Genomic DNA, 26509 nt, shown 5'->3' with positions numbered 1-26509 from the left:
GTCAGATCTCCTTGATGTGCTCGAAGGGTTCGCGGCACGACAGGCACCGGCGCAGCGCCTTGCAGGCGGTCGAGCTGAACTGCGAGAGCTCCTCGGTATCGCGCGATCCGCATTGCGGGCACGGCACGGCCGGCCGCGGCGCACCCAGCGCCAGCGGCACCGGTCCGGTCGGCCGCGCGGGCGCGGTGCCGGGTGGTGCGATGCCGTACTCGGCGAGTTTGCGCCGGCCCTCGTCGCTGATCCAGTCGGTGCTCCACGGCGGGTCCAGCACCGTGCGGACCTCGGCGTGGAAACCGGCCCGGGTCAGTGTGTCGTGCAGTTCCGTGCGCATCTCGTGCATGGCCGGGCAGCCGGAGTAGGTGGGCGTGATGGACACGACCACCGTTCCGGTCTCGGACAGCTCGACGCTGCGCAGCACGCCGAGGTCGGCCAGCGTCACGACCGGCAGCTCCGGGTCGGTCACCGTCGCGGCGACCTCCCTGGCGTGCTGCAGGTCCACGTGGGTGCTGGTCACCACGTCGCCTCCGGGTGCGCGCGGGCGAGGCTCTGCATCTCGGCGAGCAGGAACCCCAGGTGTTCGGTGTGCAGGCCGTCGCGCCCGGTCCGGCCGGCGACCCCGGACAGCGGAGCGACGTCCGCGGGCACCGGGATCCCGGCTGCCCCACAGACCTGCGCGAGCACCTGGTCGAACTCCTGGCGCAGGTCGGCCGGGTCGGGTGCGATGCCGCTGTCGACCATCCGGCGTTCGGTGGCGCCGGCGTGGAACAGCTCGTCCACCAGCGGCCAGATCTCGCGCAGGCCCTGCTGCGTCCGGCGGTGCGACTCCTCGGTCCCGCCGCCGAGCCGCAGCACCCAGCGGGCCGCGTACTCGCGGTGGTAGGTGAGTTCCTTGCCCGCCTTGGACGCGATGGCCGACAGCATCGGGTCGTGGCCGACCACCAGCCGGTCGAACAGGGCCAGGCGCCAGCTGGAGAAGACCAGCAGCCGGGCCACGGTGTGCCCGAAGTCGCCGTTGGGCAGTTCGGCCAGCCGCACGTTGCGGAACTCCCGTTCCTCGCGGAAGTAGGCGAGCTCGTCCTCGGTGCGGCCGGTCCCGTCGACCTGGCCGGCGCGGGCCAGCAGCAGTCGGGCCTGGCCGAGCAGGTCCAGGGCGATGTTGGCGAGGGCCAGTTCGTCTTCGAGCTCGGGGCTCGCGGTGACCCATTCGCTCAGCCGCTGCGACGCGATCAGCGCGTCGTCGCCGAGCATCAGGCAATACCGCGCGAGCTCGGCACCGTCGACGCCCGCGGGCGGGTTCGGGTCGATCCCGGCCAGCGGGTCGTCGAATCCGGTGCCGAAGGCCCACCGGCCCTCGCCGTCCTCATCGGCGGCGGTCAGCGCCTCGTAGGCGTTGTCGAACGACATGAGCCGACCTCACATGTGCGGAACGTTGTCGGGAATGCTGTAGAACGTCGGGTGCCGGTAGACCTTGTCCCCGCTGGGCTCGAAGAACGGATCCTTCTCGTCCGGGCTGGAGGCGGTGATGTCCTCGGCCTTGACCACCCAGATGCTCACGCCCTCGTTGCGCCGGGTGTAGAGGTTGCGCGCGTTGTGCAGCGCCATCTGCTCGTCCGGTGCGTGCAGCGAGCCGACGTGCACGTGGTTGAGCCCGCGCTTGCCGCGCACGAACACCTCGAACAGCGGCCACCAGGCCCGCGCGGCACCGTTGTCGTCGGAACTCATCGGGCCTCCTCCTCGGTTGCGGCCTGCTTGGCGGCGTAGGCGGCCGCCGCGTCGCGCACCCACTGCCCCTCCTCGTGCGCCCGGCGGCGGCGGGCCAGCCGCTGCTCGTTGCACGGGCCCTGGCCGGACACGACCTGCTTGAATTCCGACCAGTCCGGTTCGCCGAAGTCGTAGTGCCCCCGCTCGGCGTTCCAGTGCAGCTCGGGATCGGGCAGCGTGACGCCGAGCGCCTCGGCCTGCGGCACGGACATGTCCACGAACTTCTGCCGCAACTCGTCGTTGGTGTGCCGCTTGATGCGCCAGGCCATGGATTGCTGGGTATTCGGCGAATCCCCGTCCGGGGGGCCGAACATCATCAGCGAGGGCCACCACCAGCGGTCGGTGGCGTCCTGCACCATCTCCCGCTGCTCGTCGGTGCCGCCCATCATCGTCATCAGCGACTCGTAGCCCTGGCGCTGGTGGAACGACTCCTCCTTACAGACCCGCACCATCGCCCGCGCGTACGGACCGTAGGAGGTGCGGCACAGCGGCACCTGGTTGCAGATCGCAGCCCCGTCGACCAGCCAGCCGATCACGCCGATGTCAGCGAAGGTCAGCGTCGGGTAGTTGAAGATCGACGAGTACTTCTGCCTGCTGTCGATGAGCTTTTCGGTGAGCTCACCGCGGTCCACGCCCAGCGATTCGGCCGCGGAGTACAGGTACAGCCCGTGGCCGGCCTCGTCCTGCACCTTGGCCAGCAGGATCGCCTTGCGCCGCAGGCTCGGGGCACGGGTGAGCCAGTTGCCCTCCGGCTGCATCCCGATGATCTCCGAGTGCGCGTGCTGGGCGATCTGGCGCACGAGGGTCTTGCGGTACGCCTCGGGCATCCAGTCCCGCGGTTCGATCCGCTGGTCCTTGGCGACGCGGTCGTCGAAGTGCTGCTGCAGCTCGGCCTCGCCGAGCTCGGCCATCGCGGTCATGCCTGCTCCTCGCCTCCCTTGGCCACCAGGGTGAGCACGTCGTACTTGGCCACTGATGCGCCGTCCTGGTTGGTGACGTCCACATCCCACCGGACCTCGCCGTGCTCGGCGTCGACCCGCGGGATGATCTGCTTGGCGGTGATCGTCACGGTGATCTCGTCGCCGGGGTAGGTCGGCGTCAGGAACCGGAGGTTCTCCAGCCCGTAGTTGGCCAGCACCGGCCCGGGTGCCGGGTCCACGAACAGGCCCGCGGCGAACGAGACGACGAGGTAGCCGTGCGCGACGCGTCCTTCGAAGAACGGGTTGGCCGCGGCGGCGTCCTCGTCGGTGTGCGCGTAGAAGGTGTCCCCGGTGAACTCGGCGAAGTGCTCGACGTCGTCCAGGGTGACCACCCGCGGTGCGGTGACCACGCTGTGGCCCACCCGCAGTTCGCCGAGGTGTTTGCGGAACGGGTGCACCTCGCTGCTGCGGCGCTCGGCGCCGGCGACCCACTGCCCGGTCACCGCGGTGAGCACGCCCGGGTCGGCCTGCACGGCGGTGCGCTGCATGTGGTGCAGCACCCCGCGGATGCCGCCCATCTCCTCACCGCCGCCCGCGCGACCCGGTCCTCCGTGCACCAGCTGCGGCATCGGCGAGCCGTGCCCGGTGGATTCCGCGGCGTTGTCCCGGTTGAGCACGAGCAGCCTGCCGTGCCGGGACGCGGCGCCGAGCACCACCTGCCGGGCGAACTCGGGGTCGGCGGTGACCACGGACCCGGCCAGCGAGCCGGCGCCGCGGCGGGCGAGCGCGATGGCCTGCTCGGTCGTCTCGTAGGGCAGCACGGTGCTGACCGGGCCGAACGCCTCGACCTCGTGCGGCTCCGGGCGGTCCGGGTCGGTGCAGCGCACCAGCAGCGGCGGCAGGAACGCGCCGGCGACGGCGTCGGCCCCGGTGACCTCGAAGTGGTCCGGGTCGCCGTACACGAGCTCCCCGGCTTCCAGCAGCGACTTCAGCGAGCGCAGCACCTCTTCGCGCTGTTCGAGCCCGGCCAGCGCGCCCATGCGCACGTCCGGGTCGGCGGGGTCGCCCACCACGACCTTGTTCAGCCGCTCCTTGGCCGCGGCGACCACCGCGTCGATCTGCGCGGCCGGCACCAGGGCCCGGCGGATGGCGGTGCACTTCTGCCCCGCCTTGACGGTCATCTCGGTGACCAGCTGCTTGACGAACAGGTCGAACTCCGGGGTACCGGGTTCGGCGTCCGGGCCCAGGATCGAGCAGTTCAGCGAGTCGGCCTCGACGTTGAACCGCACGGACTGCGCGTTGACCACCGGGTGACTGCGCAGCTTGCGGCCGGTCGCGGCCGAACCGGTGAAGGCCACCTGGTCCTGGTCGGTGAGGTGGTCGAGCAGATCGCCCGTGCTGCCGCAGATGAGCTGCAGCGAGCCGGCGGGCAGCAGTCCGGACTCGACCATGAGCTCCACCAGCCGGTGGGTGAGGTGCGCCGACTGGCTGGCCGGCTTGATCACGCTGGGCACCCCGGCCAGGAAGGCGGGTGCGAACTTCTCCAGCGGGCCCCACACGGGGAAGTTGAACGCGTTGATCTGCACCGCGACGCCCTGCAGCGGGGTGCACACGTGCTGGGCGACGAACGTGCCGCCCTTGCTCAGCGGCTCGACCGGACCGTCCACGTAGACGGTGCTGTTGGGCAGTTCGCGGCGGCCCTTGCTGGAGTAGCTGAACAGCACCCCGATGCCGCCGTCGATGTCGAATTTGGCATCGCCGAGCGTCGCGCCGGCGCGGTGGGCGAGCCCGTACAGCTCCTCGCGGTGCTCGCGCAGGTGGGACGCCAGCGCCTTGAGCAGCGCAGCGCGCTGGTGGAAGGTCAGCTCCGCGAGCGCAGGCCCCCCGGTGCTGCGGCCGTAGTCGAGCACACCGGCCATGTCGATGCCCGCAGTGGAGATCCGCGCGATCTCCGCACCGGTGACGGCGTCGCGCAGCGGAACTCCGTCGTCCGCCGGGACGTGCCAGTCACCGTTGACATAGCTCCGAAGGGCAGCCATGCAGCCCGACCTCCTCCGCCTGGTTCGTGGGCGTGTCGTGAACCGGTCGAATTCTTTAACTGACCGTTCGTTCGGTGACGCTAGCACCGCGATCGGCGCGGGACCAGAACCGGCCCGGCGGATCAGGAAGCTGTACCGAGTCAGCAGCCGACCCGCCCGCTCGCGCTCTTGACAGGACGAGAGGCCGCAGTATTAATTACCGACTATTCGTTCAGTTGAGGGCGGTGAATCCGGTGCAGCAACCCGCATCCCCGACGGCCAGCCCGGCCGAAGCGATGTTCGACGAGGACCACGCTTCGCGGGCGCTCGGCATCGAGCTCGTCGACAACGGCGAGGGGCACGCCACCGCCCGCATGCGGATCACCGCCGAGATGGTCAACGGCCACGGCAACGCCCACGGCGGTTACATCTTCCTGCTGGCCGACACCGCGTTCGCCTGCGCCTGCAACGACAGCCATGAGACGTCCACCGTCGCCTCGGGAGCCGACATCACCTACGTTCGGCCCGCGCGCCGGGACGACGACCTGGTCGCCCGGGCGCACGAGCGCACGCGGTTCGGGCGCAGCGGGATCTTCGACGTCTCGGTCACCCGGGGCGACGAGGTGATCGCCGAATTCCGCGGCCACAGCCGCACACTCAGAGTCGAGGGAGTCAAGCCATGACGGGGACGACGACGTCGCTGACATCGACGCGCAGGCTCGGGACCGCGCCCCGCCCCGAGGAGCTCGACCCCGCGGAGCGCTACTCCGCCGACGAGCTCGCCGCCGTGCAGTTCGACCGGCTGCAGCAGACCCTGCGCCGCGCCTACGACAACGTCGCCGTGTACCGCGAGCGGTTCGACGCGGCCGGAGTCCGCCCGGAGGACCTGTCCAGCCTCGCCGATCTGGCGAAGTTCCCGTTCACCACCAAGCACGACCTGCGCGACAACTACCCGTTCGGCATGTTGGCCGAGCCCATGTCGAACGTGCGCAGGCTGCACGCCTCCAGCGGCACCACCGGCAAGCCGACCGTCGTCGGCTACACCGACAACGACCTCGACGCGTGGTCGGACGTCGTGGCCCGCTCGATCCGGGCCGCCGGTGGGCGCCCCGGGCACATGGTGCACGTCGCGTTCGGCTACGGGCTGTTCACCGGTGGGATGGGCGCGCACTACGGCGCCGAACGGCTCGGCTGCACCGTGGTGCCCGCCTCCGGCGGGATGACCGCCCGGCAGGTGCAGATCATCGAGGACTTCCGGCCCGAGATCATCATGGTCACGCCCTCCTACATGCTCACGCTGCTCGACGAGTTCGAACGCCAGGGCATCGACCCCCGGTCCACCTCGCTGCGCGTGGGCATCTTCGGCGCCGAGCCGTGGACCGAGCAGATGCGCGTGGAGATCGAGGAGCGCCTGGACATCGACGCGGTGGACATCTACGGGCTGTCCGAGGTGATGGGGCCGGGCGTGGCCGCCGAGTGCGCCGAGACCAAGGACGGCCTGCACATCTGGGAAGACCACTTCTACCCGGAGGTCATCGACCCGTTCACCGGCGAGGTGCTGCCGGACGGGTCCGAGGGCGAGCTGGTGTTCACCTCGCTGACCAAGGAAGCGCTGCCGATCATCCGCTACCGCACCAAGGACCTCACCCGGCTGCTGCCGGGCACCGCGCGCTCGATGCGGCGCATGGCCAAGGTGACCGGCCGCAGCGACGACATGATCATCCTGCGCGGGGTCAACGTCTACCCCACCCAGATCGAGGAGCTCGTGCTGCACACGCAGGGGATGTCCCCGCACTTCCAGCTGGTGCTCACCCGCGAGGGGCGGATGGACAAGATGACCGTGCGCGTGGAGGCCCGGCCCGACTGCCCCGGCGTGCGGCGCGACCCGGCGGCCACCGAACTCGCCAAGGGCATCAAGGACGGCGTCGGGATCAGCACCGAGGTCACCGTGGTGGACCCCGACACGCTGGAGCGCTCCGTGGGCAAACTGCGCCGGGTGGTGGATCGGCGCGACGCCTGAGCGGGACGGTTGGGATACTGGACATGATGGAGGGCAACACGGGACGGGGATCCGGCCGCCGAGGTCGTCCGGGCTACGACCTCGGCACGCTGCTGGACGTGGCGGTGCGGGTGTTCAACGAGCGCGGCTACGAGGGCACCAGCATGGAAGACCTCGCGCAGCGGCTCGGGATCACCAAATCGGCGATCTACTACCACGTGTCCAGTAAGGACGAACTGCTGCGGCTGAGCGTCAACCGCGCGCTGGACGCGTTGTTCGCGGTCACCGAGGAGAAGGCCTCGACCACCGGCAGTGCCCTGGACCGCCTGGAACACGTCCTGCGTCGCAGCGTCTCGGTCCTGGTCGCCGAGCTGCCGTTCGTGACGCTGCTGTTGCGGATCCGCGGCAACACCCGGATCGAGCGCCAGGCGCTGGCCCGACGCCGGGAGTTCGACCGCATCGTCAGCGACCTCGTCAAGCAAGCCGAGTCCGAGGGCGGTATCCGGCCCGATGTGGACCCGGCGCTGACCAGCAGGCTGCTGTTCGGCATGGTCAACTCGATCAACGAGTGGTACCGCCCGTCCCGCAGCCTGCAGTCGACCGAGATCGCCGACGCGATCATCACGATCGCCTTCGACGGCCTGCGCAACGGGCCCGCTCGCGAGCCGTCCTGACCGCCGGGCGCGCGGTCGCGGTGGGCGGGATCACCGCCACCGCCCGTCCGGCGCGCGGGGCTGCGCGCATGTGCTGAGATTCCGGTATGGACAGGGGCGCCGAACCGGTGGCACCGCGGCGCGAGCTGGACGCCGCCGGGATCGGCGACCCCCGGTTGCGCCGGTCCTACCGGCACTGCCGGCAGCTGCACGCCCGGCACGGGCGGACCTACTTCCTGGCGACCCGGCTGCTGCCCGCGCCGCGCAGGCCTGCGGTGCACGCGCTGTACGGGTTCGCCCGCTGGATCGACGACCTCGTCGACGCCCCGGACCCGCGCACCCGCGCGGAGCAGCCGCGCACCGCGCTGCGGACCGCGCAGCAGCGGCTCCACGCAGCGCTGCGCGGGGACGGCGCCGAGGATCGGCACCCGGTGCTGGCGGCGGTGGTGGACGCGGTCCGCCGGTACTCGATCGAGCCCGCGCTCTTCGACGACTTCTTCCGCTCCATGCGCATGGACCTGCGGCCGCGCACCTACCGCACCCGCGCCGAACTGGACGACTACGTGCACGGCTCGGCCGGGGTCATCGGCCTGCAGGTGCTGCCGGTGCTGGGCACGCGCTGCCCGGTCGAGCGGGCAGCGCCGTACGCCGCCGAGCTGGGCCGGGCCTTCCAGCTGACCAACTTCCTCCGCGACGTCGGCGAGGACCTGCGCCGCGGCCGGGTGTACCTGCCCGCCGAGGAACTGGCCGCCTTCGACGTGGACCGGGAACGGCTCGAAGGATGCCTGCGCACCGGGCGCCCCGACCCCGCGGTCCGCCGGGCACTGAGCGACCAGGTGGCCCGCGCACGAGCCGTCTACCGCGCCGCCGAACCCGGCATCCGACTGGTGGACGCCGGCGCGCGACCGTGCGTGCGCACCGCGCACCAGCTCTACGGCGAGATCCTCGACCGCATCGTCGAATCCGGCTACGCGGTGTTCGACCAGCGGGTCGCGGTCGGCCCCGCGCGACGGGCCGGTGCCGCCGCGCGGGCGGCGGGCTCGGTGCTGGCCACACGATGGGGCACCGGATAGCGGCCCGCGGACGCGAGTGTGGCCGCGGCGCGGCCCGGGTACTCCGATCGTGCGGGGCTCCGCCGCACAGCCCGTGCGCGGCGGAGCCGCACGATGTCGTGCCACGGTCCCGCTCGTGGCACCGGGAGGATGAGCGATGGCCTCGCGCTGGCAAGAACTGCGCACGACGGCGGAGGCGCAGGCGCGCGCCGGCGAGCAGCTGGACAGCACGTCGCGCGGGACGCCGACCGGCGGTGCGGACCGCGCCGCGGCGCGCGAGGCACTGCTGGTCCTCACCTCGACCGCCGCAGCGCTGGCACGCCAGCTGGACATGCTCGCCAGCGCGTACGCCTCCCCCGGCCTCGCCGAGGACTCCGAGGTGCACACCGCCCTCGACCAGGCCGCTGCGGCCGCGGAAGACCTCGGCACCTGCACCTCCGTCGCCGCGCAGGCCATCGTCGAGCAGGACTGACCCGACGCCCCGTCCGGCGGACGCGCGCGGCTGCAGATGACAACCGAGCGCGACCGTACGCACACTGGACGCACTCGGCCGTCGGGACTCCCGCGGCTGCGCACCCGACGACGGATCGGAGCTGCTCGTGCCCACCTTGCAGGACCGGACGATCCTGGTGACCGGTGCGACCGGCGGGCTGGGACTGGCGCTGTCCCACCGGCTGGCCGCCGACGGGGCGCGGGTGGTGCTGCACGGCCGCGACGAGCAGCGGACCGCGGCCGCTCGCGACGAGGTGGCCGCGACCAGCGGCAACGCCGACCGGCTGGCGGTGGCGACCGCAGACCTGTCCGACCTGGCACAGGTGCGCGCGCTGGCCGACGCGGTCGCCACCCGGTTCGACCGGCTGGACGTGCTGGTGAACAACGCCGGCGTCGGTGGCGGGCCGCCGGAGGCGCCGCGGGTGTTCAGCGCCGACGGGATCGAACTGCGCTTCGCGGTGAACTACCTGGCGGGCTACCGGCTCACCCGGCTGCTGCTGCCGACTCTGCGCAGTGCGGCACCGGCCCGGATCATCTCCGTGGCTTCCGCGGGCCAGCACGCCATCGACTTCGCCGATCCGATGCTCGACCACGACTACACCGGGATGCGGGCTTACGCGCAGAGCAAGCTCGCGCAGATCATGTTCACCCTGGACTTGGCCGCAGAACTGCCCGCCGACGAGGTGACCGCCAACGCGCTGCACCCGGCCACCTTCATGAACACGCGGATGGTGCGCGAGGCCGCGGTGACCCCGGTCAGCACGGTGGCCGACGGGGTCGAGGCGACCGCGCGGCTGGTCGGCGACCCCGCGCTGGACGGCGTCACCGGCGAGTACTTCCACGGCACCCGGCCCAGCCGGGCGCTCGACGAGGCGTACGACCCCGGGGACCGGGCGAAGCTGCGCGAACTGTCCGAACGGCTCATCGGCCAGGCCGCGACCTGATCCGACACGCATCCGGAGGCAGCGATGAACGACACGGCAGACCGCAAGATCGTCGTCGGCGTCGACGGCTCCAGTTCGGCCCGCAGCGCGCTGCTCTGGGCGGTGCGCCAGGCCGAACTCACCGGCGCGCGGGTGCAGGCCGTGGCCGCGTGGGAGTTCCCGGCCTTCTACAGCTGGGAGGGCGGACCGATGCCACCGGACGACTTCGAGCGCTCCGCGCGCAACGGGATGGACGAGACGGTCGACGCGATCCTGGTCGAAACCGGAACCGCCGTGTCCGTGCAGCGCGACCTCGAACACGGCCACGCCGCCCAGGTGCTGCTCGACGCCGCGCAGCAGGCCGACCTGCTGGTCGTCGGCTCGCGCGGGCACGGCAGCTTCTACGGTGCGCTGCTCGGCTCGGTCAGCCAGCGCTGCGCGCAGCACGCGCAATGCCCGGTGGTGATCGTGCGCGCTTGAGGGATGTCCCGGCTCAGCCCGGGTGCCCGAGCCTGCGCGACAGTTCCCGCGCGCCGTCGCGCACCCGGTCGCGGTGCGCGGCCTCGATCTCGTCGTCCCAGCGCAGGATCGGTGCCGAAATGCTGATCGCGGCCACCACGGCTCCGGTCCGGTCGCGGACGGGCGCCGCCACGCACGCGACCGACTCGGTGGACTCGCAGTGCTCGCGGGCGCAGCCGCGCGCACGCGCCGCGGTCAGTTCCCGGCGCAGGTGCTCGGGATCGGTGGTGCTGCCTGCGGTCATCGCGGGCAGGTGCCCATCGCCGAGCAGGGCGTCGAACTCGGTGCCGGACAGCTCGGCCAGCAGGACCTTGCCGACCGCGGTGCAGTGCGCGGGCACCCGCTTGCCCACCGCGGAGACCATCCGCACCGGGTGGCTGCTGTCCGCCTTGGCCACGTAGAGCACGTCGGCGCCCTCGCGCACCGCCACGTGCACGGTCTCCCCGCAGTCCGCGGCGACCTCGGCAGCCACCAGCCGGCCCTCGCCGGCGAGGTCGAGCCGCTCGGCGTAGGCCGCACCGAGCTGGAAGGCCGCCACGCCCAGCCGGTACCGATTTCCGGGCACCTGGGTGAGGTAGCCGCGGCGGGACAGCGTGCCGAGCAGCTCGTGCACGGTGGTGCGCGGCAGGCCGAGCCGGGCGGTGATCTCGGGGGCGCTGAGCTCGGCCTCGTCCAGGAACAGCTCCAGGACGTCGAAGGCCCGCTGCACCGCGGGTACCGCTCGGGTCACGCCTGTCCGCCCTCCGCAGGTCCGGCGAATCCGGCGCCATCCTAGCCGCGCCGCCGCACTCCGGGCGGTGCTGCCCCACCGCGGCGGACCCCGTCCCGCTACGCGGCCGGGCCCGCGCGTGCCACCGGTGGCACTCCTATGCTCGGGCGATGGGCGCATCGGGAACCGCCGCGCCGCTGCGGAGCCGGTCCGGTCGCTGGATCATCCTGGCCACCATCCTGGGATCGGGCGTGGCCTTCCTGGACGGTTCGGTCGTCAACGTGGCGCTGCCGGTCATCGGCCGCGACACCGGGGGAAACCTCGCGCTGCTGCAATGGGTGCTGGACGCCTACCTGCTGACGCTGAGCGCGCTGCTGCTGCTCGGCGGGGCGCTCGGCGACCGGTACGGACGCCGACGCATCTACACGATCGGTCTCGTGGTGTTCACGCTGGCCTCACTGGGCTGCGGACTGGCGCCGACCGGGGAGGCGCTCGTCATCTTCCGATTGCTGCAGGGCGTGGGTGGGGCGCTGCTGGTCCCGGGCAGCCTCGCGCTGATCAACTCCACGATCCACCACGACGACCGCGGGCAGGCGATCGGCCGCTGGGCGGGGTTGACCGGCGTGGCCTCGGCGCTGGGTCCGTTCATCGGCGGTTGGCTCGTCGACGCGGTGTCCTGGCGGTGGGTGTTCTTCATCAACCTGCCGGTCGCCGCGGCCGCGCTATTGGCCCTGCGGCGCGTGCCGGAGACCCGCGACCCGGACGCGACCGGAACCCCCGACCTGCTCGGCGCCGCCGCGGTCACGGCAGGCTTGGCCGGTTCGGTCTACGCGCTCATCGAGGTCCCGTCCACCGGCTGGACGGCGGTGTCGATCGCCGCGGCGGTCCTCGGGGCGGTCGGGCTGGTGAGCTTCCCGTTCATCGAGGCGCGCACCGCCCGGCCGCTGCTGCCGCTGTCCCTGCTGCGCTCGCGCCAGTTCGACGGCGCCAACACCACGACCCTGGTCGTGTACTCGGCGCTGGGCGGCGCGCTGTTCCTGCTGTCGCTGCAGCTGCAGCAGAGCATGGGCTACACCGCGCTGGAGGCCGGGATCGCGACCCTGCCGATCACGGTCATCATGCTGCTGCTGTCCGCGCGGGTGGGCAAGATCGCCCAGCGCATCGGACCGCGGGTGCCGATGACGGTCGGGCCGTTCGTGTGCGCGGGCGGCCTGGTGCTCATGACGCGCGCCGCACCGGGCGCCGACTACCTGTCCGGGGTGCTGCCGGGGGTCGCGGTGTTCGGGTTCGGTCTGTCGCTGACCGTCGCGCCGCTGACCTCCGCCGTGCTGGCCTCGGTCCGCGAAGAGCACGGCGGCGTCGCCTCCGGGGTGAACAACGCGGTCTCCCGGATGGCCAGTCTGCTGGCGGTGGCGGTGCTGCCGCTGGTCGCGGGGCTGTCGGACACCGGCACGGGTGCTCCGCTCGGACCGGGATTCGCGCGGGCGATGCTGATCTCGGCCGCGTTGTGCGTCTGCGGCGGGATCGTCGCGTGGCTGACGATCGAGCGCGCGGCTCCGGTGCGCAACCACCCGCTGCCGGGTGTGCAGCAGGCGTGCCAACCTCCGGAGCCGCGCGAATCCGCGACCGGCTGAGGACACGATCAGCCTGCCATCGGGCGAAATCCGCATCCGGACGACGACGTGCGGTGCGGGTGCGTGATGTGCTCCGGGCATGCGAACCGGGCGGAGGGGCCACCCCTGCGAGGTGGACACGACGCAGATCGGCGTGTGGCGGTGCGGAATCTGCGGCCAGCAGTGGGAAGTGCACGGTGTGGCGGGCAATCCGCGGGTGCGCAGGGTCAGCCGGTTCGGCTGGTTCCTCGCCAAGCTCATGGGGTGATGGCCCCGCTGGGTTGATCGCACCGCTGGGCTGATCGAGTGAATCCGTCCCGTTCCGGCCCAGTCCCGCGGCGGATTCCGCATCCTCGGACACCCCGGTGCACAATCACCGGGAGAGGACGGGAGATCGCCTTGCGACACACCACGCGCGCTACCACCGCCATTGCCATCGCCGGCATCGTCGGCGCCACGCTGACCGGGGCCTCCGCCGCGCAGCCGGACGGTTCCGCCGCGCAGCCCGAGGACCCGGGCGCGCAGGCGCAGAACCCGGTGTACTTCGTGCACGGCTGGGGCGACGAAGCCAAGGACTGCACCGACACCTGGGGCAACGCCGTCGAGCACTTCGCCGAGACCGAGGGGATGGCCCCGTCCAAGCTGCACATGCTGCAGTACTACGACGGCGACTACGCGGACGACGACGCCTGCAACGAGCGGGCCGGCGGGGAACTGACCTACGCCGACATCTCCGGGGACGGCGAGAACGACGGGACCAACGACACGCGGATCCGCCACGTCGCAGCGGCTTTCGCGCACCAGCTCGCCGATGAGCACGACGGCGAGAAGATCGACATCGTGGCGCACTCGATGGGCGGGCTGATCACCCGGGTCGCGCTGCTGGGCACCGCGCAGGGCTGGGACGACTTCCCGACGGACTCCGACGGCAGCCCGGCCGAGCTCAACGTCGACGACGTGGTCACCCTCGGCACCCCGCACCAGGGGGTGATCCAGAAGTTCGGCAACACCAACGACGACACGCAATGGAAGTCGATGGACCCGGACTCGGAGTTCATGCGGGTGCTGCACCTACCGGAGAACCGGCTCAGCCGGGACTGGGCGCAGGACGTGGACTGGAGCTTCGTCGGCTCCAACGAGGACGACACGGTCACCGGCGAATCGGCCATCGACATCGGGTTCCACGCCGACCACAAGTACCTCTACCGCGGCGGTAACGAGCTGGAAGTCACGCACGGGACGATTCGCACCTTCGTGGCCGGTGACCACCACTTCAACCTGCGGCACACGCACGTCGGTGAGGGAACGACCGACACGACCGAAGGCCGCGCGCCGGTGGCGCTGGCCTGGCGGGCCATCACCGACAAGGACCGGTGACCCGGATCCGGGCGCGGCCGCGGTGATGTCGCTCAGCTGCGGTCGCGCCCGGACGCTGTCGGGCGCCCGGTCGGCAGGTTGACCGCCAGCAGCAGCACGAGCAGTCCGGCCACCGGCACGACCAGCAGCCCCGCGCGCAGGCTGTAGGCGTCGGCCAGCAGGCCGACGACGGGTGGTCCGGACAGGATGCCGATCCGGTACACCCAGCCGACGACGGCCAGGCCCGTTCCCGGTGGCAGCCCGGGCAGCTCGTCGGCGGCGTGCATGCCGGCCGGGATCAGCGTGGCGATGCCGCAGCCGGCCACGGCGAAACCGGCGATCGTGCCCAGCGGGCTCGGCCACAGCAGCGCCGAACCCGTGCCGAGCAGCACGAGCACACCGCCGCAGCGGGCCACCGCGCGCGGACCGAAGCGGTGCACCACGCGGTCGCCGCTGAACCGCCCCGCCATCTGCGCGGCCTGCAGCGCGACGAACACCATGCCCGCCAGCGCCGGTGCGGCCGACAGCTCCTCGCGCAGGTACACCGCGCCCCACGAGGCCGCGGTGTCCTCCACCAGAGCCGCTGCCGCGCACAGCATCCCGAGGGCGACCAGCACCCCGACCAACCGCCGGCCGGGAATCCGGTGCCCGTGCCCGGCTTCCGGCTGCTCGCCGCGGTCGTCCCCGGGCAGCAGGAATCCGCGGGTCAGCACCGCCACTGCCGCCAGCACGACCGCGGCCGCGCACAGGTGCAGCGGGAGCGGGACCGCGGCCCCGGCGGCCAGCGACCCGGTAATGCCGCCGATGATCGCGCCGAGGCTCCACAAACCGTGCAGCGAGTTCACGATCGACCGCCCGTAGCGCCGCTGCACGCGCAGCCCGTGCGCGTTCATCGCCACGTCGACGATCGCGTCGAGGGCTCCGGCCACCAGCAGTGCACCGGCCAGCGCCCACCACCAGCCCGCCACGGCGACCAGCACCAGGTCGGCTGCCAGCAGCACCGAGCACCACACCGAGACCGCGGCCGAACCCCAGCGGCGCTGCACCAGCGCGGCCAGCGGTCCCGCCAGCAGCGAGCCGAGCGGGAACGCGGCGATGGCCGCGCCGAATTCGGCGTTGGACAGCGCCAGCGCGTCCTTGAGGTCGGGAAAGCGCGGGACGAGGCCGGCGTAGGTGGCGCCGTTGGTCAGGAACAGCGCCGCCACCGCCGCCCTCGCCCGCACCGGTCGTGCGGTCGCGCCGGGTTCAGCCATCCGGCCCGTTATATCGGGGCCGTCCGGCCGAATCCAGTCACACCAGCTTGCCGAGCTGGTCGGCCAGCAGCGCGATCGAGAAGTACCCGTAGAACACGACCGCGACCAGCATCATCGCCAGCCGCCACCCACGCAGCCGGATCGCCCCGGGCAGGAACCGGCGGTTGGTGTAGATGAGCAGCATGGAGTACAGGAACATCACCACCCCGCCCGCGGAGGAGGAGATGAGGATGAGCAGCAGCGGTTCCTGCATCCCGGACAGCAGGATCACCGACCCGGCCACGATCAGCAGCCACACCATGCCGAAGTAGATGCGGCTCTCGGTGATCCGCGTGCTGGTGCGGAAGAACGTCACCTTGAGCGTGTCGGCGGTGAGCCTGCTGACCCAGTCCATGATGCCGATCTGGGTGGAGAACAGGGCGATGGCGCCGGCGGCCCAGAACGCGGTGCGGAACCACCCGCCGAAGCGTTCGGCGAACACGTGCCCCTGCTCGCGGATGAAGTCGAACTCGCCGGAGGGCAGCGGCATCCCGAAGACGGTCGCGTAGGCCAGCACCGACATGATCACCAGCGTCGCGCAGCCGAGCACGAAGAAGGTGAAGAACTGCTCGGTGTTGGCGACCCGCCACCACCCGCGCCAGCGGCGGCGGTTGTCCGGGGTGTCCAGGAACATGTACCCGGTCCCGGCCGCGGCGGCTTCGTGCCCGGTGAACGGCGAGGTGACCCGCGGCAGGTAGCCGCCCATGCCCATCTGCTTGTCCCGGGCCCAGTTGCTCTGCACCAGGTTGTTCCCGCCACCGGCACCGGCGAAGGCGATCGCCCCGAGCAAGGCGGCGATCCCGCCGAGCTCCTCGACCGGCGGGATCCGGCCGACGTGGGCGAAGCTGGTGCCGAACGCGGCCCAGTCGGAGGCCCCGGTCCCGATCACCGCGGCGACCACCAGGAACACGGTGATCCCGCCGACGAGCACCAGCTCGATCTTCTCCACCGTGCGGTAGACGACCTTGGACAGGGTCAGCACCGCGCCGATGGTCAGCATGGCCGCGATCGCCACGATCACCGGGTCCCCGGCGCCGGCGACGTAGGTGAGGATGGTCGCCGCTCCGGTCCCCCAACCTGGCCAGAGGTTCGGGATGATCGCCAAGAGCATGATCGTGGTGCCCAGCGGCGCCCAGATGCGGGTGAAGCCGGTGACCGCCGTTTCACCGGTGGCCAGCGTGTAGCGCTCGATCTCCATGTTGAGCACGTACTGGATGAAGAACCCGAGCACGGCGGTCCACATCAGGACCAGGCCGACCTGGGAGGTGATGTAGGGCCAGAGCACGAACTCACCGGAGCCGATCGCGGTGGCGGTGAGGATGATGCTGGCGCCGAACACGGTCCGGAACTTGCGCGGTTCGGGGATGTTTCGGTAGGTCGCCGGGGGCAGGAACCTGCTGGGGAGTTCATGCGCGATGGCGCCTTCTTCCGGTAACTCGCCGTCCTTCGTGGTGGGCATCGTTGCCTCCTGCGGAGTGCGCTGCCGGCGCAGCACCCGGGTGATCGGGCGCGGCGAAGCCACGGGTATACCAAGCACCCGGCCGGATTGTGAAGTGCCGCACACTCCGCGCCCGGTGCCGATCCCGGCGGCGAGCGCGCGGCGCACCCCCGAACCCGGGGTTCGCTGGGCTAGCCTGAGCCGTTCGAGCCGCCGCGGGAGGGAGCAGCGATGCCCAAGTTCACCTGGCACACCCACCCCGTGCCGGACCACCTGCCGGTGCGCCAGGTGTACGGCTTCCTGTTCGTGCCGGACGGGAGGCTGCTGATCCGGCTCGACCACGGCAAGCACTCGCTGCCCGGCGGCCGCCCGGAGGTCGGCGAGGTCCACTACCGCGACATCCTGCGCCGCGAAGCGCACGAGGAGGTCACGGTCGACATCGGCGATCCGCACTACCTCGGCTACCAGTGCGTCGACGACGGCATCGCGCCGTACGCGCAGGTGCGCATGGCCGCGCTGATCACCCTCGCGCACCCGCCGCTGCCCGATCCGGACAGCGGACGCACCTACGACCGGCTGCTGGTGCACCCGGGCAAAGCCGGCGACCTGCTGGCCTGGGGCGAGACCGGCTACCAGCAGGCATCAGCGGCCGCCGAGGCCGCGGTGGCCGTGTTCGGCCTGCCCGCGGACGGACTCCCGGAGTCCGGCCACCTCTGAGCCCGGGACACCCCGGGCGCCACTGAGCCGCGGACCCGTCCCGCACACCTCCGACACCTCTTGACCTGATCGCAACACGCCTTCTATCGTTCGCATAAAGCACATACGTTCACTATGCGTACAGAGTGGAGTTGGTCGGGGTGGCACGCATCCTGCGGCTTCGAGAAGCCGTCGAGGAGCTGGTCCGGGACGGCGATACGGTCGCCCTGGAGGGCTTCACCCACCTCATCCCGGTGGCGGCCGGGCACGAGATCATCCGGCAGCGGCGGCGCGACCTGACGCTGGTCCGCATGACACCGGACATCATCTACGACCAGATGATCGGCGCCGGCTGCGCGCGCAAGCTCGTGTTCTCCTGGGGCGGCAACCCCGGCGTCGGCTCGCTGCACCGCTTCCGCGATGCCATCCAGCACTCCTGGCCGGTGCCGCTGGAGATCGAGGAGCACAGCCACGCGGGCATGGCCAACCGCTACGTCGCCGGCGCCTCCGGGCTGCCGTTCGCGGTGCTGCGCGGTTACAAGGGCACCGACCTGCCCGCGCAGACCTCGACGATCAAGATGATCGAGTGCCCGTTCACCGGAGAGGAGCTGGCCGCGGTGCCCGCGGTCAACCCGGACGTGGGCATCATCCACGCCCAGCAGGCCGACCGGCAGGGCAACGTGCAGATGTGGGGTATCACCGGGGTGCAGAAGGAGACCGTGCTGGCCTCCAGCCGGTCGCTGGTCACCGTCGAGGAAGTGGTCGACGAACTCACCCCGCGGCCGGGCGCCGTGGTGCTGCCCAAGTGGGCGGTGTCGGCCGTGGCCGAGGTCCCGGGCGGGTCGCACCCCTCCTACGCGCAGGGGTACTACGACCGGGACAACGCCTACTACCAGCAGTGGGACCCGATCGGACGGGACCGCGAGACGTTCGAAGAATGGCTGCAGACCGAGGTCTACGGCGCCGAGAGGAGCGCGTGATGACGGCGTCCGAATCCACCGCGTCCGAGTTCACCGCCGACGAGATGATGACCGTGGCCGCGGCCCGCTCGCTGCAGGACGGCGGGAGCTGCTTCGTCGGCATCGGCCTGCCCAGCACCGCGGCCAACCTGGCGCGCCGCACGCACGCGCCGGAACTGGTCCTGGTCTACGAGTCCGGCACGCTGGGCGCCAAACCGGACCGGCTGCCGCTGTCCATCGGCGACGGGGTGCTGGCCGACACGGCCGACTCCGTGGTCAGCTCCGCGGAGATCTTCAACTACTGGCTGCAGCCCGGGCGCATCGACGTCGGGTTCCTCGGCGGCGCGCAGGTCGACCGGTTCGGCAACATCAACACCACGGTCATCGGCGGCGACTACCGCAACCCGAAGGTCCGGTTGCCCGGTGCCGGCGGTGCTCCCGAGATCGCCGCGTCCTGCAAGGAGGTCCTGATCGTCATGCGGGCCAGCCCGCGCAACTTCGTCGAGCAGCTCGACTTCGTCACCTCGGTCGGCTACGGCAGCGGCAAGGGCGACCGGGAGAAGCTGGGCCTGCCCGGCGGGGGGCCGATGAAAATCATCACCGACCTCGGCATCCTGGAACCGGACCCGGACACCAGCGAGCTCACCCTCACCACGCTGAGCCCGGGCTCCACCGCCGACCAGGCCCGCGAGGCCATCGGCTGGCCGCTGCAGGTCGTGGACGCGCCCGGCGTGCAGCAGGCGCCGACCGAGCAGGAGCTGCGCGTGCTGCGCGAGCTCAAGGCCACCGTCGCCGAGGCGGATTGACCGGGAACGAACCGAGGAGCTGCGATGACCACCAAGGAGAGCCGGTCGTCGACCGGGCTGATCCTGCCCTCCTACGCTCGGGACGACGCGTCGCACCCGGCGCTGAACACGCCCGAGTACCACTCGTCGGCGCTGCGCCACCCCCAGCAGCCGCTGCAGTACCTGCCGGAGTACCTGACCGAGGTCACCGGCCCGCTGCTGGGCCAGGACCGCTGCGGGGAGCACGACCACGACCTCACGGTGCAGCACGACGGCGAACCGCTCGGTGAGCGGATCATCGTCAGCGGGCGGGTGTTGGACTCCGGCGGCAAGCCGGTGCCGAACACGCTCGTGGAGGTCTGGCAGGCGAATTCGGCGGGCCGCTACCTGCACCAGGGCGACCGGCACCCGGCCCCGCTGGACCCGAACTTCTCCGGTACCGGCCGGTGCATGACCGACGAGGACGGCTTCTACCGGTTCATCACGATCAAGCCCGGCGCCTACCCGTGGCGCAACCACGACAACGCCTGGCGCCCGGCGCACATCCACTTCTCCCTGTGCGGGCAGGCGTTCACCCAGCGGCTGATCACCCAGATGTACTTCCCGGGCGACCCGCTGTTCTACCAGGACCCGATCTTCAACTCGGTGCGGGACCCGAAGGCGCGCGACCGGATGATCTCCCGGTTCGACCTCGACACGACGGTGCCCGAATGGGCGTTGAGCTACAAGTTCGACATCGTGCTGCGCGGGCCGCACGCCTCGGTGTTCGAGGACGAGGAGGACGACGACTGATGAGCGAGAGCACTCCCCCGCCGGCCACGACCCCGTCGCAGACCGTGGGCCCGTTCTTCGCCCTGCCCGGCGGAGTCCTGTGGGACGACGGTCCGGACGTCGTCGCCGAGGGCACTCCGGGCGCCGTGCAGCTGACCGGGCGGCTCACCGACGGCAACGGCGATCCCATCCCGGACGGGATGCTGGAGATCTGGCAGGCCGATGCGCAGGGCCGCTTCGACCACCCGGACGACCCGCGCCCGGAAACCTCGGCCTGGCAGGGTTTCGGCCGCTGCCCCACCGATGCCGACGGGCGGTTCTGGTTCCGCACCGTCAAGCCGGGTCCGCTGCCGACCCCGGACGGGCGCACCGAGGCTCCGCACATCGACGTCACGGTGCTGGCCCGCGGCATGCTCAACCGCGTGGTGACCCGCATCTACTTCGACGACGAGCCGGAGGCCAACGCTGCGGACCCCGTGTTGTCCACAGTGGATCCGCAGCGGCGGGGTACGCTCATCGCCGCCGCCGGCGAGCACGGGTACCGCTTCGACATCCGGGTGCAGGGTGATGACGAAACAGTCTTCTTCGCCGTCTGACGGGCTGTTCGGGCCGATGTTCAGCACACCGGAGGCCACCCGGCACTCCGGTGCACAGGCGTGGCTGCAGGCCATGCTGGACTTCGAGGGCGCGCTGGCCACCGCGCAGGCGGCGGCCGGACTCGTCCCGCCGGACGCCGCGGCGGACATCGCCCGCTGCTGCCGCGCCGAGCTGTTCGACGCCGCCTCGATCGCCGAGCGGGCCGCGGGCTCGGCCACCCCGGTGATCCCGCTGGTGCGCGACCTCACCGAGCTGGTCCCGGCCGAGGCCCGCCCGCACGTGCACCGCGGGGCGACCAGCCAGGACGTGCTGGACACCGCCGCGATGCTGGTGTGCCGCGGGGTCCTGGACGGAGTGCTGGCCGATCTGCGCGGTGCGGCCGACGAATGCGCCCGGCTGGCCGCGGAGCACCGCACGACCCCGATGATCGCCCGCTCGCTGCTCCAGCAGGCGCTGCCCACCACGTTCGGCGCCCGCGCCGCCACGTGGCTGACCTCGCTGGACGAGGCCGCCGGCGCGCTGCAGGTCCTGCACCGGCAGCGGCTGGCCGTGCAGTTGGGCGGGCCCGCCGGAACGCTGTCCGCGCTCGGTCCGGACGGTCCGCGGGTCGTGGGCCTGCTGGCCGCCGAGCTGGGCCTGGCCGAGCCGGTCGTGCCCTGGCACACCGACCGCACCCGCATCGCGGAACTGGCCGGCAGCCTGGGCACCGCCGCCGGGGCGCTGGGCAAGATCGCGCTGGACGTGACACTGCACGCGCAGACCGAAGTCGGGGAACTCGCCGAGGGCCGCTCCGGTGGCTCCTCGGCGATGCCGCACAAGCAGAACCCGGTCGGTTCGGTGCTCGTCACGGCCGCAGCCGAGCGGGCGCCCGGCCTGGTGAGCACGTTGCTGGGCGCGATGCGCCAGGAGTACGAGCGCGCGGCGGGGAGCTGGCAGGCCGAGTGGGAACCGCTCGGCGAACTGCTGCGGCTGGTCGCCTCCGCTGCCGCCCGCACGCGCGAGCTGCTCGCCGGACTGCGGGTGCGCCCCGAGCGGATGAGCGAGAACCTCGGTCTGACGCGCGGTCTCGTGATGGCCGAGAGCGCGGCCGGGCCGTTGGTGGCCGAACTCGGCCGCACCGCGGGCCAGGACCTGGTCACCGAGCTGTGCCGGCGGACCGTCGAGCGGGGCAGCTCGCTGCGCGCGGAGTTGCTCGCCGAACCGCGGGTGCGCGAGATCCTCTCGGCCGAGGACATCCACCGAGCCACCGAACCCGCCGACCACCTGGGCTCGGCCGCGGAGTTCGCGGACCGGGCCCGCACCGCACACGCCGAAAGGCAGGACCGTTGAACCTGAACTACGAGCTGACCGGACCGCAGGACGCGCCGGTCGTCGTGCTGTCCAACTCGCTGGGCACGGACCTGTCGCTGTGGGACGAGCAGGTCCCCGCGCTGCAGCGGCACTTCCGGGTGCTGCGCTACGACCAGCGCGGACACGGCGCCAGCCCGTCGGCCCCGGGGCCGTTCACCCTGGAGCAGCTCGGCGGGGACGTGCTGCAGCTGCTGGACCAGCTGGGCATCGCCCGGGCGCACTTCGCGGGCGTGTCCCTGGGCGGGATGACCGGGATGTGGCTGGCCGAGAACGCCCCGGACCGCATCGCGGGCCTGGCGCTCATCTGCACCTCGGCCGCGCTCGGGCCGCCGTCGATGTGGACCGAGCGCGCCGCGGTGGTCCGCGAGCAGGGCATGGCGGCGATGGTGGAGCCGTCGCTGCCCAAGTGGTTCACCCCCGAACTGGCTCAGGACCCCGAGGTCGCCGCGAAGTTCGGCGGGATGATCCGGGCCTGCGACCCGGAGGGCTACGCCGGCTGCTGCGAGGCGATCGCCGAGATGGATCTGCTCGACGGGCTCGGCCGGATCTCGGCGCCGACGCTGGTGATCGCCGGTGCCGAGGACCCGGCGACCCCGCCCGCGCACGCCGAGCAGATCGCCGCGGGAGTGCCCGGGGCCCGGGTGGAGGTGCTGTCCCCGGCCGCGCACCTGGCCAACGCCGAGCAGCCCGCGGCGGTCAACCGGCTGCTGCTGCAGCACTTCACCGCCGGGGACGACGACTCGCGCCGCGAGCAGGGCATGCGCACCCGCAGGCAGGTCCTCGGCGATGAGCACGTGGACCGCGCCACCGCGAAGATCACCTCGTTCACCGAGGGGTTCCAGGACTTCATCACCCGCTACGCCTGGGGCGAGCTGTGGAGCAGCGACGCCGTGCCGCGCGAGACGCGCAGCATGCTGACCCTGGCCATCCTCGCCGCGCGGGGTCTGGACGACGAGTTCGCGATGCACGTGCGCGCCGCGCGCCGCAACGGTGTCGAGGCCGAGGAGATCCGCGAGGTGCTCATGCACGTGGCGGTTTACGCGGGAGTGCCGCGCGCCAACGCCGCGTTCGGCATCGCCGACCGGATCCTGTCCGCGGAGTCCGAACAGGACGCGGACTGACGCGCCGCGGGCTCGGGACCGGCCTGCCCCGAGCCCGCGACCGGTCCGGGCCGCTGAGGTAGGTTTGCCCGCCGGTGCCGGCGCAGCGACATCCCCGGAGGAGAGCATCATGGAGCCCGTGTCCGACCAGAACGGCGGTTACGTCCAGTCGCTGGCGCGCGGACTCATGGTCATCCGCGCCTTCGACGAGTCGAACCCGGAGATGACCCTGGCGGAAGTGGCCCGGGCGACGGACCTTTCGCGCGCGGCGGCCCGGCGCTTCCTGCACACCCTGGTGCAGCTGGGTTACGTGTGGACCGACGGGCGGGTGTTCACGCTCACCCCGCGGGTGCTCGAACTCGGCTTCGCCTACCTGTCCAGCCTGTCGTTGCCCGAGATCGCCCAGCCGTACCTGGAGCAGCTGGTCGGCGAGGTGCACGAATCGGCGTCGGTGTCGGTGCTGGACGGCCCGGACATCGTCTACGTCGCGCGCGTGCCCACCTCGCGGATCATGACCGTGTCGATCAACATCGGCACCCGCTTCCCGGCCTATGCCACCTCGATGGGCCGGGTGCTGCTGGCCGACCTCACCCCGGCCGAGCTGGAGCGCCGGGTGGGCTCGGCGGCGCTGGAACCCCTGGGGCCGCACACCATCACCACCTCCGAGGACCTCCGGCGCGAACTCGCCCGCACCCACGAGCAGGGTTGGGCGCTGGTGGACCAGGAGCTGGAGGCGGGGCTGCGCTCGATCGCCGCCCCGATCCGCGACCGCTCGCACCGGGTGGTGGCCGCGGTGAACATCTCCTCGCACGCCACCCGCACGACCCCCGAGCAGGCGCAGCAGAACCTGCTGCCGCCGCTGCTGGCCACCGCCGAACGCATCGAGGCCGACCTGCGCGTCGCGCCGAACGCGGGAAGCGGCGCGGCCACGAGCTAGCGGTCAACCCCGCGGGTCGGTGCGCGCGTCCGGACCCGCGACCTCCGGGATCCGGGCGTAGAAGCCGCGGATGTGCGCCTCCATGCGCTGCTCGGCCTGCTGCGGATCGCGGTCGGCCAGCGCGCGCAGCACGCCTCGGTGGTCCTCGCGCAGCACCTCGGCGATGGGTCCCCAGGAGTCGCCGAGATCGCGGAACGCCTGCTGCAGCGGGCAGCGCAGCGACTCGCGGATGGCGATGGTCATGTCCGCGACCAACCGGTTGCCACTGGCTTCGGCGATGGCGACGTGGAAGTCGGTGTCCAGCTCGTTGAACCGGTCGCGATCTTGATCCGGGTCGTCCATCCGGTCCAGGAGGTCGCGGAGTTCGGCGAGATCGGCGTCGGTGGCCGCCAGCGCCGCGCTGCGCGCGCTGGCCCGCTCCAGCGCCACGCGCGCCTCCACCACGTCACGCAGCGGGAAGTTCGCCAATCCCACGTGCAGGCGCAAGAGCCGGGTCAACGCCTGGCTGGGCATCGCGGCCACGGTGGTACCCGAGTCCGGACCGGTCCCCACGGCCATGCGCAGCACTCCTTGCGCCTGCAGCGCGCGCAGCGCTTCGCGCACCGCCGAGCGGCTGATTCCGAGCATGCCGGCCAGATCGCGCTCGGCGGGCAGCCGGTCGCCGACGCGCAGCGTGCCGTCCAGGATCTGCTCCTCGATGCGCTCGACGACGAGTTCGTAGGTGTGCGCGCGGACCAGCGGGCGCCAGGCGCTGCCGTCCTGGTCGCCGTCGTCGGCCGCGAATCCGGCCATCGCCCGTCCTCCCACTTCTTTACAACCACCGCGAGCGTCCCTAGAGTACCGCTGGCTTTGGTCAGACCATAGTTTTGGTCCGTACGAACCGGGCACAGAGAGGTGTCGCGACCGTGTACCAACCCAGCATCGCGCCCATCGCGGGCAGCCTCGTGCTGTCCGCCTTCCTCGCGGCGTTACCCCTGATCATCGTTTTCGTGCTGCTCGGCGTGCTGCGCGTGCGGGCGCACTGGGCCGGATTGAGCGGACTGGCCGCGGCGCTGGTCGTGGCCGTGGCCGGCTACGGGATGCCGGCGGACAAGGCCCTGCTGTCGGCCGGGCAGGGCGCGGCGTTCGGCCTGCTGCCCGTGCTCTGGATCCTGGTCACCGCGATCTGGCTGCACCAGCTGACCGTGCGCAGCGGCCGGTTCGAGGACCTGCGCACCGCCTTCGGCGCGATCTCCCCGGACCCGCGGGTGCAGGCCGTGGTCATCGCGTTCTGCTTCGGCGGTCTGCTGGAAGCGCTGGCCGGGTTCGGCGCGCCGGTGGCCATCACCGGGATGATGCTCGTGGCACTGGGTTTCCCGCCGCTGCGGGCGGCGATCACGGTGCTGCTGGCCAACACCGCGCCGGTCGCCTTCGGCGCGCTGGGCACACCGATCATCACCGCGGGCGAGCTCACCGGCGTGCCCTACGAAACGATCGGCGCGGTGGTCGGCCGGCAGACCCCGGTGCTGGCGCTGGTGGTCCCACTGCTGCTGGTCGCCGTCATCGACGGCAAGCGCGGGGTGCGCGAGACCTGGCCCGCCACCCTGGCCAGCGGCGCCGCGTTCGCGCTCGCCCAGTTCGTGTGCGCCAACTACGTCTCGGTGCAGCTCACCGACATCGTCTCAGCGCTGGTCGGTGCCCTGGCCCTGCTGGTGCTGCTGCGGTTCTGGCAGCCGCGCGGCGGCACCGACGCCCGCAACAGGGTGCTCACCGGGACTCCGACGACCGCGGAGACCGCCGGCGCGAAACCGCTCACGGCCACCCGCACGCTGCTGGCGCTGTTCCCCTACCTGCTGGTGATCGTGGTGTTCGCAGCGGTCAAGCTCATCGGGCCGCTGGAGGACGCGCTGGCCGCCACCGACGTGGAGATCCCCTGGCCCGGATTGCACGGCCAGGTGTTCAGCGCCGCGGGCGAACCGGACAGCACGACCGCGTTCGACCTGGCGTGGCTGTCCACCCCGGGCACCCTGCTGCTGCTGTGCGGGGGTGTGGTCGCCCTCGTCTACCGGATCCGGTTGCGGGCGGCGCTGCTGGAGCTCGCCGGAACCGCGGCGAGCATGCGCTGGGCGGGCCTGACCGTGCTCAGCGTGCTGGCGCTGGCCTACGTGATGAACCACTCCGGCCAGACCGCCACGGTCGGCACCGCCATCGCCGCGGCCGGCGGCGCGTTCGTGTTCCTCTCGCCCGTGCTCGGCTGGCTGGGCGTGGCGGTGACCGGGTCGGACACCAGCGCCAACGCGTTGTTCTCCGGACTGCAGCAGGTGGCCGCGCAGCGGGTCGGCGTCGATCCGGCGCTGCTGCTGGCCGCCAACACCTCCGGCGGCGTGATGGGCAAGATGATCAGTCCGCAGAACCTGACCATCGTCGCCACGGCCGTGGGGCTGGCCGGTCAGGAGGCCGTGATCCTGCGGGCGGTGGTCAAATGGAGCCTCGGACTGCTGCTGGCGCTGTGCGCGCTGGTGTTCCTGCAGTCCGGTGTCCTGGCCTGGACGCTGCCGCTGTGACCCGCGGAACCGGATCGTCGAGGAGT

The 26509-nt window shown here is 71.9% G+C and carries 28 protein-coding genes; 19 read left to right on the top strand and 9 right to left on the bottom strand.

The features are described from left to right. Nucleotide 1 precedes the first annotated feature (1 nt). Genes paaD through paaZ form a run of 5 tightly spaced genes read right to left on the bottom strand, consistent with a single transcriptional unit; the run spans nucleotide 2 to nucleotide 4720 of the window. Nucleotides 2-517, bottom strand: a complete 516-nt coding sequence (gene paaD, locus IQ251_RS19870; RefSeq protein WP_370591483.1) for a 1,2-phenylacetyl-CoA epoxidase subunit PaaD — start codon at nucleotides 515-517, stop codon at nucleotides 2-4. Beyond that, the gene (paaC, locus tag IQ251_RS19865) at nucleotides 511-1404 is read right to left on the bottom strand and encodes a 1,2-phenylacetyl-CoA epoxidase subunit PaaC (protein ID WP_228047438.1); all 894 of its coding nucleotides are present in this window, start codon (nucleotides 1402-1404) and stop codon (nucleotides 511-513) included. The genes paaD and paaC overlap by 7 nt, the downstream gene beginning before the upstream one ends. A 9-nt stretch (nucleotides 1405-1413) precedes the next feature. Continuing rightward, the gene (gene paaB / locus IQ251_RS17825; protein ID WP_193929852.1) at nucleotides 1414-1722 is read right to left on the bottom strand and encodes a 1,2-phenylacetyl-CoA epoxidase subunit PaaB; all 309 of its coding nucleotides are present in this window, start codon (nucleotides 1720-1722) and stop codon (nucleotides 1414-1416) included. Continuing rightward, nucleotides 1719-2681 carry a 1,2-phenylacetyl-CoA epoxidase subunit PaaA gene (paaA, locus tag IQ251_RS17820; RefSeq protein ID WP_193929850.1) on the bottom strand — a complete coding sequence of 321 codons (963 nt, stop codon included), beginning with the start codon at nucleotides 2679-2681 and terminating at the stop codon, nucleotides 1719-1721. The genes paaB and paaA overlap by 4 nt, the downstream gene beginning before the upstream one ends. Continuing rightward, nucleotides 2678-4720 carry a phenylacetic acid degradation bifunctional protein PaaZ gene (paaZ, locus tag IQ251_RS17815; RefSeq protein ID WP_193929848.1) on the bottom strand — a complete coding sequence of 681 codons (2043 nt, stop codon included), beginning with the start codon at nucleotides 4718-4720 and terminating at the stop codon, nucleotides 2678-2680. The genes paaA and paaZ overlap by 4 nt, the downstream gene beginning before the upstream one ends. A 275-nt stretch (nucleotides 4721-4995) precedes the next feature. Between paaZ and paaI the strand changes: the two genes are divergently transcribed. The 7 genes from paaI (at nucleotide 4996) to IQ251_RS17780 (ending at nucleotide 10298) form a co-directional block, all read left to right on the top strand. Then, the gene (gene paaI / locus IQ251_RS17810; protein ID WP_193929906.1) at nucleotides 4996-5382 is read left to right on the top strand and encodes a hydroxyphenylacetyl-CoA thioesterase PaaI; all 387 of its coding nucleotides are present in this window, start codon (nucleotides 4996-4998) and stop codon (nucleotides 5380-5382) included. Then, nucleotides 5379-6719 carry a phenylacetate--CoA ligase PaaK gene (gene paaK / locus IQ251_RS17805; protein ID WP_193929846.1) on the top strand — a complete coding sequence of 447 codons (1341 nt, stop codon included), beginning with the start codon at nucleotides 5379-5381 and terminating at the stop codon, nucleotides 6717-6719. The genes paaI and paaK overlap by 4 nt, the downstream gene beginning before the upstream one ends. Before the next feature lie 26 nt (nucleotides 6720-6745). Continuing rightward, nucleotides 6746-7372: a TetR/AcrR family transcriptional regulator gene (locus tag IQ251_RS17800; protein ID WP_193929903.1), complete on the top strand. Its 627-nt coding sequence runs from the start codon at nucleotides 6746-6748 to the stop codon at nucleotides 7370-7372. 86 nt (nucleotides 7373-7458) lie between these two features. After that, on the top strand, nucleotides 7459-8424 hold the full coding sequence (locus IQ251_RS17795) for a phytoene/squalene synthase family protein (RefSeq protein WP_193929844.1): 966 nt from the start codon (nucleotides 7459-7461) through the stop codon (nucleotides 8422-8424). A 136-nt stretch (nucleotides 8425-8560) separates the two neighbouring features. Beyond that, nucleotides 8561-8875, top strand: coding sequence for a hypothetical protein (locus tag IQ251_RS17790; RefSeq protein WP_193929842.1), 315 nt, complete (start codon nucleotides 8561-8563; stop codon nucleotides 8873-8875). A 127-nt stretch (nucleotides 8876-9002) separates the two neighbouring features. Continuing rightward, on the top strand, nucleotides 9003-9839 hold the full coding sequence (locus IQ251_RS17785; protein ID WP_193929840.1) for an SDR family NAD(P)-dependent oxidoreductase: 837 nt from the start codon (nucleotides 9003-9005) through the stop codon (nucleotides 9837-9839). A gap of 24 nt (nucleotides 9840-9863) precedes the next feature. After that, entirely contained in the window at nucleotides 9864-10298 is a 435-nt protein-coding gene (locus tag IQ251_RS17780) for a universal stress protein (RefSeq protein ID WP_193929838.1), read from the top strand. Nucleotides 10299-10311: 13 nt separating this feature from the next. Here the strand turns inward: IQ251_RS17780 and IQ251_RS17775 are convergent, their stop codons facing one another. Continuing rightward, nucleotides 10312-11067: an IclR family transcriptional regulator gene (locus tag IQ251_RS17775; protein WP_193929837.1), complete on the bottom strand. Its 756-nt coding sequence runs from the start codon at nucleotides 11065-11067 to the stop codon at nucleotides 10312-10314. Nucleotides 11068-11216: 149 nt separating this feature from the next. On the opposite strand from IQ251_RS17775, the gene IQ251_RS17770 reads away from it, so the two are divergent. From IQ251_RS17770 to IQ251_RS17765, 3 genes are all read left to right on the top strand, one after another. Further along, nucleotides 11217-12680: an MFS transporter gene (locus tag IQ251_RS17770; protein WP_193929835.1), complete on the top strand. Its 1464-nt coding sequence runs from the start codon at nucleotides 11217-11219 to the stop codon at nucleotides 12678-12680. Nucleotides 12681-12792: 112 nt separating this feature from the next. Further along, nucleotides 12793-12927 (top strand): hypothetical protein, encoded by a 135-nt coding sequence (locus tag IQ251_RS20045; RefSeq protein WP_255526623.1) that lies wholly within the window; start codon nucleotides 12793-12795, stop codon nucleotides 12925-12927. Nucleotides 12928-13058: 131 nt separating this feature from the next. Beyond that, the gene (locus tag IQ251_RS17765) at nucleotides 13059-14036 is read left to right on the top strand and encodes an esterase/lipase family protein (RefSeq protein ID WP_193929833.1); all 978 of its coding nucleotides are present in this window, start codon (nucleotides 13059-13061) and stop codon (nucleotides 14034-14036) included. A gap of 32 nt (nucleotides 14037-14068) precedes the next feature. Here the strand turns inward: IQ251_RS17765 and IQ251_RS17760 are convergent, their stop codons facing one another. Both IQ251_RS17760 and IQ251_RS17755 read right to left on the bottom strand, forming a co-directional pair. Then, the gene (locus IQ251_RS17760; protein WP_193929831.1) at nucleotides 14069-15268 is read right to left on the bottom strand and encodes an MFS transporter; all 1200 of its coding nucleotides are present in this window, start codon (nucleotides 15266-15268) and stop codon (nucleotides 14069-14071) included. A gap of 37 nt (nucleotides 15269-15305) precedes the next feature. Next, nucleotides 15306-16766, bottom strand: a complete 1461-nt coding sequence (locus IQ251_RS17755; RefSeq protein ID WP_193929829.1) for an Nramp family divalent metal transporter — start codon at nucleotides 16764-16766, stop codon at nucleotides 15306-15308. 210 nt (nucleotides 16767-16976) lie between these two features. On the opposite strand from IQ251_RS17755, the gene IQ251_RS17750 reads away from it, so the two are divergent. From IQ251_RS17750 to IQ251_RS17715, 8 genes are all read left to right on the top strand, one after another. Then, nucleotides 16977-17462: an NUDIX domain-containing protein gene (locus IQ251_RS17750; protein WP_193929827.1), complete on the top strand. Its 486-nt coding sequence runs from the start codon at nucleotides 16977-16979 to the stop codon at nucleotides 17460-17462. Nucleotides 17463-17602: 140 nt separating this feature from the next. Then, nucleotides 17603-18421 (top strand): CoA transferase subunit A, encoded by an 819-nt coding sequence (locus tag IQ251_RS17745; RefSeq protein WP_193929825.1) that lies wholly within the window; start codon nucleotides 17603-17605, stop codon nucleotides 18419-18421. Beyond that, nucleotides 18421-19206 carry a CoA-transferase subunit beta gene (locus IQ251_RS17740; protein WP_193929823.1) on the top strand — a complete coding sequence of 262 codons (786 nt, stop codon included), beginning with the start codon at nucleotides 18421-18423 and terminating at the stop codon, nucleotides 19204-19206. Before IQ251_RS17745 ends, IQ251_RS17740 begins: the two co-directional genes overlap by 1 nt. Before the next feature lie 24 nt (nucleotides 19207-19230). Continuing rightward, nucleotides 19231-19977 carry a protocatechuate 3,4-dioxygenase subunit beta gene (pcaH, locus tag IQ251_RS17735; RefSeq protein ID WP_193929822.1) on the top strand — a complete coding sequence of 249 codons (747 nt, stop codon included), beginning with the start codon at nucleotides 19231-19233 and terminating at the stop codon, nucleotides 19975-19977. Next, the gene (gene pcaG, locus IQ251_RS17730) at nucleotides 19977-20552 is read left to right on the top strand and encodes a protocatechuate 3,4-dioxygenase subunit alpha (RefSeq protein WP_193929821.1); all 576 of its coding nucleotides are present in this window, start codon (nucleotides 19977-19979) and stop codon (nucleotides 20550-20552) included. The genes pcaH and pcaG overlap by 1 nt, the downstream gene beginning before the upstream one ends. Beyond that, on the top strand, nucleotides 20524-21882 hold the full coding sequence (gene pcaB, locus IQ251_RS17725) for a 3-carboxy-cis,cis-muconate cycloisomerase (protein ID WP_228047434.1): 1359 nt from the start codon (nucleotides 20524-20526) through the stop codon (nucleotides 21880-21882). The genes pcaG and pcaB overlap by 29 nt, the downstream gene beginning before the upstream one ends. Next, entirely contained in the window at nucleotides 21879-23024 is a 1146-nt protein-coding gene (gene pcaDC / locus IQ251_RS17720) for a bifunctional 3-oxoadipate enol-lactonase/4-carboxymuconolactone decarboxylase PcaDC (RefSeq protein WP_193929820.1), read from the top strand. The genes pcaB and pcaDC overlap by 4 nt, the downstream gene beginning before the upstream one ends. 109 nt (nucleotides 23025-23133) lie before the next feature. Beyond that, nucleotides 23134-23940, top strand: coding sequence for an IclR family transcriptional regulator domain-containing protein (locus IQ251_RS17715; RefSeq protein ID WP_193929818.1), 807 nt, complete (start codon nucleotides 23134-23136; stop codon nucleotides 23938-23940). A 3-nt stretch (nucleotides 23941-23943) separates the two neighbouring features. Here the strand turns inward: IQ251_RS17715 and IQ251_RS17710 are convergent, their stop codons facing one another. Next, nucleotides 23944-24732 (bottom strand): FadR/GntR family transcriptional regulator, encoded by a 789-nt coding sequence (locus tag IQ251_RS17710; protein ID WP_193929816.1) that lies wholly within the window; start codon nucleotides 24730-24732, stop codon nucleotides 23944-23946. Nucleotides 24733-24845: 113 nt separating this feature from the next. On the opposite strand from IQ251_RS17710, the gene IQ251_RS17705 reads away from it, so the two are divergent. Beyond that, on the top strand, nucleotides 24846-26483 hold the full coding sequence (locus IQ251_RS17705; protein ID WP_193929814.1) for an L-lactate permease: 1638 nt from the start codon (nucleotides 24846-24848) through the stop codon (nucleotides 26481-26483). Nucleotides 26484-26509 lie beyond the last annotated feature (26 nt).

This window comes from Saccharopolyspora montiporae, assembly GCF_015209505.1.
Taxonomy (GTDB): Bacteria; Actinomycetota; Actinomycetes; order Mycobacteriales; family Pseudonocardiaceae; genus Saccharopolyspora; species Saccharopolyspora montiporae.
Note: the sequence above shows the minus strand (reverse complement) of the source record. Positions and strands in the feature narration are given on the sequence as shown.